The following is a 6,781-nucleotide window of genomic DNA, read 5'->3' on the forward strand; positions in this document are numbered from 1 at the left end:
AAACAGCATTATTCCACTTTTTAAAATTATCATTGAGAATAATAGGGTAGATTTTGGAACGGCTATAACTGAGGTTTTTCAAGGTGGGGTATATTATGAACCTGATAAGCAAGCTGTAATTAAATTATTATTAGCAAAATTAAGCCTGAAGCAATTAGCTACTCATCTCCCTAATTTATTACAATCATTTTCTGATGAAAGGAATTTTAATAATGATTCAATTTCCCGTAAATTAGTCCAAACAGTAAGCATTTTTAATAAGCATCATTCAGAGCATCTAAAAGAAGACATACCTACGGAAATAGATCAAATGATAGGAGCCTTGATGGTCCGTTCTTGTTCAATGACTTAAGATAATTGTCGGAAAGCAGGGGGGCTATATTTCAAAACCTCTGCTGAAATAATTCATTCTAGATGGTTGCAAATTATTTAAATATTGCAACTAATTCTTTTACTGGTTGCCGTAGTTTTGCCTGGCAGTTGATCCATCTTGATACGGGAAAACTTTTAATTTCGGCAGGTTCGTAGTGTTTGCGAGTAAAAGGAGTGTCATGATTCGATATAATTACCGGGATGCCTTTGGCTGCAGTTTTCTTTGCTAATTCAGCTAATTCGATCTGGTCTTGTTCTGCAAATTTTTTTTGAGTGTAAGGCAGTGGTTTGGTGTTTTCTGATATGGGAACATAAGGTGGATCACAGTAAATGATGTCACCGGGTACAGCCAAGGCAAATGTTTTTCTGAAGTCATTATGAATAAACTGTGCCTGCTTGCTTTTTTGATGAAATAGCAACATTTCTTCACGGGGGAAATAAGGCTTGGTATAAAGTCCAAAAGGAACATTATAGATTCCTTTAGAATTGTATCGGCATAATCCGTTATATCCATGACGGTTCAAATAAAGAAATACAGCGGCTTTTTTCTGAGATTTATTCAGTTGGTTGAAGGTTTCTCGCAGACGGTAATAATGTTCTTTACAGTTCATTTCAGGTTGAAAATACTGATTGCAATAATCGATGAACACCTCTCCTTTATGCTGGAGGGTGGTAAAAATATTAATCAGATCAGGATTACTTTCAGCTAAAAGATAGGACGAATAATGGGTATTCATGAAAACAACTCCGGAGCCGGAGAATGGCTCAATCAATCTTTTTCCTGCTGGAAGAGAGGAGAGAATTTGATCAAGACAATTGTATTTGCTTCCTGCCCATTTCAGAAAGGGTCTTATTTTAGTCATGAAATTAACTAGTATTTGTTTTGCATGCAGTATCGCTTATTTTTTAAATAAAAAACAGAAGAACTCTTGTTTTAAAGCAGAGATAAGCTCATTTTTTGTCGGTTTTTCAATCAATAGTACATCTTATTGCTATGATATTGAGGCAGAATCCGATATTAATACAGATGAGCCATGGATACCTCCAGGCTAACGGAGCTCATCATAAGTAGCTCGGATTACGCGCGTCACACTTCATCTGGCTACTTGTGATACAGAAATTCCTTAGCAAAGGGGATATCAATATTTAATTGCGATAAAAAGTAAGCCTATGGCAATTAAACCAATTAAGGCTAAACTGATAGTACCACCGGGCACCATGTGGCCTTCTGAGCGTTCTAATACACATGTTTGCCGTCCTTTCCAGGCCATTATCGCTGGCATCAAAAGCAGTAATATAACGCAGCAAACTCCTGCATAACTTAATGCATGTAAGTAAATTCCTGGATTGATCAGGACTACGGCTAATGGTGGGAGAAAGGTAAGCGCCAAGGTGTATTTGCCTTGATTGCCTGATTTTTTCAATTTTAATCCATCGGCCAGAAAATCAAATAAACCTAATGAAACGCCAAGAAATGCAGTAACCATACAAATGGAGGTGAAAAATCCGAAAAATCCACTAATCCATTGACTTTGTACTGATTGATTCAACGCTTCTGTAAGCCCGCTGGTTGCGTGTTCAGAGCTCATTAAGGCCATTAAGCCATTATCTCCCTCACGAGATATGACACCCATAATAACGGCATCCCAAACGATATAGCAAAATAAGGGGATTAGAGAGCCGAACAAGATCACACGTCTTAAAGTACGGATATCATCCTCAAAATAATCCCGGAGGCTTGGAACTATGGATGCAAAACCAAAAGAAGTGATCAGTATCATCAGTGTGCCGGTAAACGCACGGGCAGAACCACCAACCAGACCTTCTGTTGATACATGAGGACTGATAATGGCTACCAGTAAAATATAGACACCTAACTTGCCGAACATTAAACCACGATTTACATAGTCTACTGAACGTATGCCCTTATAAACAATCAGGCTAAATATAGCAGTAAAAATTAATGAAGTTAGCCAATTAGGTAAATCTATATTGATTTTATGCAAAAGACTGCTAAATACATCACTTCCACCAGAAATATAGGCAGACAGCAGGGTGTATAAAAGAAACAGATAGGTAATCCAGGCAATAATTTGTCCAGGTAAACCAAGAGTTGATTTAGCCATGGAAATCATGTTGCTTCCTGCGGGAAGCCTCACGTTTACTTCTAGCACTAATAAAGCGCCTGCAGTCATTATCAGCCAACAGAAAAACAGGAAAAAAATGGAGTTACTAAATCCTACTTCAGCTGTAGACACTGGTAACGCAAGCATGCCGCCGCCAATGGATGTTCCAACGATGAGTAATACACCGCCAATTAGTTTTGAATTGAGCACTTATTATTATCCGAAACAGTATAAATATAGAACACAATGATACATTGTGATTCGAAAATTGTCAACAGGACCTAAGGTAGAGCTGGTTGTTAATTTTCAAGTCATAATCCCCCAAAACTCATGGATCAACAGGGCTATTGATGCAACAACTACAACACCCTGAGACATTGTGCCACCGGGCACCATGAATACTGATTTATAGTATTTTCTGCCAAAATAGCACATTAGTGCCGGCAAAAGTAGTAGTAAAATGATGCAGAATATCCCCGCATAATTTAGGGCATGAATGTAAGCACCGGGATAAAAAATAACAATGATTAATGGAGGGAGAAAGGTTAATAGGAATAAACCATATCCATGGGCTCCTTTTTCACGTAATTTTAATCCATCCGCGAGAAAACTAAATAAGCACAGAGATACACCAAGAAATGCAGTCAGCATGCAAATAGAGGTAAAGAAATTAAATAATCCACTTATAATGGGATTTTGGACCTTATCTGAAAGCAAACCGGCTAATGCACTGGTGGTGTGCGGGTTACTCATTAAATGTTTAAGACCTTGGGGGCCTTCTGAAGGAAGCGATCCGATAATCACTGCATCCCAGGCTAAATAACATATTAACGGTATTAAAGAACCAATAAAGATTACCTTTTTTAGGGTTTTGATATCATCATCAAAATATTCTCTTAAATTGGGCACGATGATGGCAAAGCCAAAAGAGGTAATCAATATCATAATTGTCCCTCCAATATATTTCATTTCTCCATGATTAAAATGATGTAGCTCAACATGGGGGGCAATTAAAACAACGAGTAAGACATAAACAGCTAATTTACCAAACATCAGGGCCCGATTGGCAAAATCTACAGAGTAAATACCACCGTATACTATTAATCCAAAGAGCAGAGTGAATAGGGTGCTTGCCTGCCATTCATTCAGATGAACTCCTGTTTTAATCAGCAAACTGTTTAGCACATCTGATCCACCTGAAATATAAGCCGAGAGTAGGGTATACAATAAAAAAAGGTAGCTTATCCAGGCTGCGAGCAATCCGTATTTGCCCAAAGTAGCTGCAGCCATTGAAACCATATGTTTTCCTTTAGGCAAATACAGATTTGCTTCAAGAATGAAAAATGCACCGATGGTCATAAAGGCCCAACAGATGAAAAGGAATAGGGATGATTGCCAAAAACCAGTAGCAGCATTTGCAACAGGAAGAGCGAGCATACCGCCACCGATAGACGTTCCTACAATGAGTAGAACACCGCCAATAAATCTTGAACGCATTAATTAACCTTATTTTGTATAAACAATTTGTGGTTCTGCTTGCGCTACCAAGCCAGTAAACCATTGAATTTCAATGCGTCTGTTTTGTGCACTTCCATGAATCAGTTTGTTATCCGATACCGCATTTTTGTCTCCATACCCTTCGGCTTTCAGCTGGGATGCTGAAATGTTATTTGCCCATAGAAACGTGAGCATGGTTTCTGCTTGAGCCTGGGAGAGCATTCTTTTGTGATAACGAGAACCAACATTATCAGTAAATCCAGCCACATATATTGGGCTTTTCGGATAAAGTTTTAATAGTCTGATTATGTTATTTAACCCTGGATAACATAGTTCATTAAGTCTTGGGCTGGCGAACATGAAATATTTGTCCGTAGGCACAATAAGGGTCATCGTGTCGCCATATTGAATGAATTCAATATCCTGTTTTTTTAAGTCTTTAATTATTTTAGGCTTTGAATCTTTATAAGCTCCTGAAACTGCTCCAATTGCTCCTCCAATGCCTCCGCCAAGCAGAGTACCTGCTACTGTTCCGCTGGCAACAGCGCCTACAACTCCACCTGCTGCAGCACCTGTTCCTGCCCTGCGTGCCATACGCTGATCGGGTTTGAAATTATTATATGGTGGATGAAAGCAACTGCTTAAAAAGCAAATCATTAATCCCAGGCTTAAGATTCGTGTATTAGTTGCACTGAGTGTCATTTTCACTCCTAAAATCGGTAATCTAATCATTATTAAGCATCTGATTTAATTTCGCAATGCAACTTGAGGTTAATGTGTAAATTTGATGGGATTTATGATTATTCGTTGGAATTTGAGTTTATTGTGCTTGGATTCCAGTACAGAACCTGATGTTTTCTCTGTTTTTTCAAAGTAAATACAATTGTGCCATCAATTTTTTACTATTAATTGGTGTTTGTAAAAAACCGATGTATTTATCTGGCCTGACTAAGATCAACGTTGGTTTTGTTAGCTTAAACAATTTATGAATCTGTTGTTGTTCATCTATCCATTGGTTACTTATCGTATGGGTCAGATCCGATTTGTTGATAAAAATTAAATGAACTTTTACTGAGGAATGGTATTTGTTCATTATAGCGTTAGCAATTTTAATTAATTTGTTTGTTTTTTTATTGTTCATTCCAGCAAATAAAAAAAGATGGTGCTCGGTTCCTTGAGTGATCGTCGTACTGGTTGTCAGACGATTGCTCATAGGATTCATTAACTCAAATGTTGGCAGATATTCCCCTGGTATTAAATGTCTGGCATTCCCTGAATGATGTACTATAGGGCTTTTTGCATAAGAAATTAAAAGCTCTGCTGTATCTCGGATTATAAAATTTCTTATTGTTCGTACAGAAAAGAGAAATTTAATCAATAAATTGCGGAGTCTCATTAATACAGGATTTTCCAGTTCAATTAATCGTGTCATCTTGTCGGTTTTTTTTAGTACGGCATGTCCTATAGGGAAGCGCTCTTCATGATAGCTGTCTAATAGCTCGGGTTTTGCTTTACCTTTTTCTACCAATGCTAATTTCCATACCAGATTATAAATATCCTGAATCCCGGTATTTAATCCTTGCCCTCCCATCGGGCTATGGATATGAGCTGCATCTCCAGCGAAGAAAATTCGATTATGTCGGTATTGTTGAATTTGGCGGTGGTGAATTGTAAATTGGCTCAGCCATATAGGATCTGTAAACACCACCGCATCTGAACTGCGTTGTTTGAACTCATAAGCAATATCATCTAATGTAGGATCGTCCTTAGAGTTTTTCGGAGCCGTCATTACCAGCCGGTAGCGTTTGTTTCCCATTGGAAAGCAAGCTACGGGACCGCGTTCATGAATGTATATCGACATATGTTTATCGGATACATTCCAATCCATTAACACATCAGCCAACCACCATGCTTTTTTATACTCATCCCCTTTAAATTCAGCATTTAATTGATGTCTTACTTTACTGTGTGCTCCGTCACAGGCAATAAGCCAATGGGCATTAACTGATTCAATTTCATTATTTGGTTTTTGTATTGTGGCAGTTATTTCAGTGGAGGTCTGTGTTACATCCGTTAATTCGTTATTCCATTCTACACTTACTCCCTTTTGTTCCAGGCTTTGATACAGGATGGCTTCTGTTTTATTTTGTGGAAGATCAATTAAAAAATGTCGGTTTGCTTCAATATCTGCAAATGAAGCCGTTGCCAGAATTTTGGCATTTGATTTCAATACCACTCCTTCTACGGGGTGACCTTGCATCAGTATTTCTTTGATAAATCCACTATCTTGCAGAACATCTAGTGTACGAATATGGATGCCCAAAGCTTTTGATTTCTCGCTAATATGGTTTTTTTTATCGATTATGCGGCATGTTAATCCATGCCGATTTAGCTCATTTGCACAGAATAAGCCTACCGGACCTGCACCAACAATAAGCACATCAATGTTATTTGGGGACAAAATGTTACCTTCCTTGGTTTGTATTGTATCAATTCATTTGTACCATGTTCTGCTTACTTCTATAAATATAGTATATTTTCATATAGTAAAGAAAGGCTCGTTGATTAAAACATAATTGGATTCATTTTCTTCGAGTTTTGTTCTCTCGGCGTTGATTTTCTTACGTATGGTTTTTGCATTAAAAAAGGATATCAGATTTTGCTCTCGTACTTCTTCTTTGTCTATTTGTTCAAAGGATTCTATGCGCTCAAAACATTCTATCGATGATGTTAACCCCCAATTTCAGGAAAGTTGTCGCCTCTGAATTAAATTAATTGTGGGAGGC

Annotated in this window: 7 protein-coding genes; 2 read left to right on the top strand and 5 right to left on the bottom strand. The window is 37.8% G+C overall.

All coding sequences use genetic code 11. From position 1 onward, the window contains the following. On the top strand, window positions 1-352 hold a 352-nt coding region (locus Q0495_RS16345; RefSeq protein WP_298628277.1), incomplete at its 5' end, for a hypothetical protein. 73 nt (window positions 353-425) lie between these two features. On the opposite strand, the gene Q0495_RS16350 is transcribed toward Q0495_RS16345, so the two are convergent. After that, window positions 426-1,235 carry a Dam family site-specific DNA-(adenine-N6)-methyltransferase gene (locus tag Q0495_RS16350; RefSeq protein ID WP_298628280.1) on the bottom strand — a complete coding sequence of 270 codons (810 nt, stop codon included), beginning with the start codon at window positions 1,233-1,235 and terminating at the stop codon, window positions 426-428. Here Q0495_RS16350 and Q0495_RS16355 point away from each other — a divergent pair. Next, a complete protein-coding gene (locus Q0495_RS16355; protein ID WP_298628283.1) occupies window positions 1,234-1,425 on the top strand; it encodes a hypothetical protein in 192 nt (63 codons plus the stop codon). The two genes, Q0495_RS16350 and Q0495_RS16355, sit on opposite strands and share 2 nt — an antisense overlap. Before the next feature lie 86 nt (window positions 1,426-1,511). Here Q0495_RS16355 and Q0495_RS16360 read toward each other — a convergent pair whose 3' ends face one another. From Q0495_RS16360 to Q0495_RS16375, 4 genes are all read right to left on the bottom strand, one after another. Beyond that, a complete protein-coding gene (locus tag Q0495_RS16360) occupies window positions 1,512-2,708 on the bottom strand; it encodes an amino acid permease (protein WP_298628285.1) in 1,197 nt (398 codons plus the stop codon). Between the two features lie 96 nt (window positions 2,709-2,804). Beyond that, entirely contained in the window at window positions 2,805-3,995 is a 1,191-nt protein-coding gene (locus Q0495_RS16365; protein WP_298628287.1) for an amino acid permease, read from the bottom strand. 9 nt (window positions 3,996-4,004) lie between these two features. Further along, window positions 4,005-4,697, bottom strand: coding sequence for a C-OmpA-like family protein CmpA (gene cmpA / locus Q0495_RS16370; protein ID WP_298628289.1), 693 nt, complete (start codon window positions 4,695-4,697; stop codon window positions 4,005-4,007). A gap of 166 nt (window positions 4,698-4,863) precedes the next feature. Next, window positions 4,864-6,456, bottom strand: a complete 1,593-nt coding sequence (locus Q0495_RS16375) for an FAD-dependent monooxygenase (protein ID WP_298628292.1) — start codon at window positions 6,454-6,456, stop codon at window positions 4,864-4,866. Window positions 6,457-6,781 lie beyond the last annotated feature (325 nt).

It is taken from the genome of uncultured Legionella sp., assembly GCF_937871865.1.
Lineage (GTDB): Bacteria > Pseudomonadota > Gammaproteobacteria > Legionellales > Legionellaceae > Legionella.

What these genes read in the sequence shown, in the direction of transcription:
- Q0495_RS16355 (WP_298628283.1), top strand. Translation starts at nt 1,234, where the DNA reads ATGAAATTAACTAGTATTTGTTTTGCATGCAGTATCGCTTATTTTTTA.
- Q0495_RS16350 (WP_298628280.1), bottom strand. Translation starts at nt 1,235, where the DNA reads ATGACTAAAATAAGACCCTTTCTGAAATGGGCAGGAAGCAAATACAAT.
- Q0495_RS16365 (WP_298628287.1), bottom strand. Translation starts at nt 3,995, where the DNA reads ATGCGTTCAAGATTTATTGGCGGTGTTCTACTCATTGTAGGAACGTCT.
- cmpA (WP_298628289.1), bottom strand. Translation starts at nt 4,697, where the DNA reads ATGACACTCAGTGCAACTAATACACGAATCTTAAGCCTGGGATTAATG.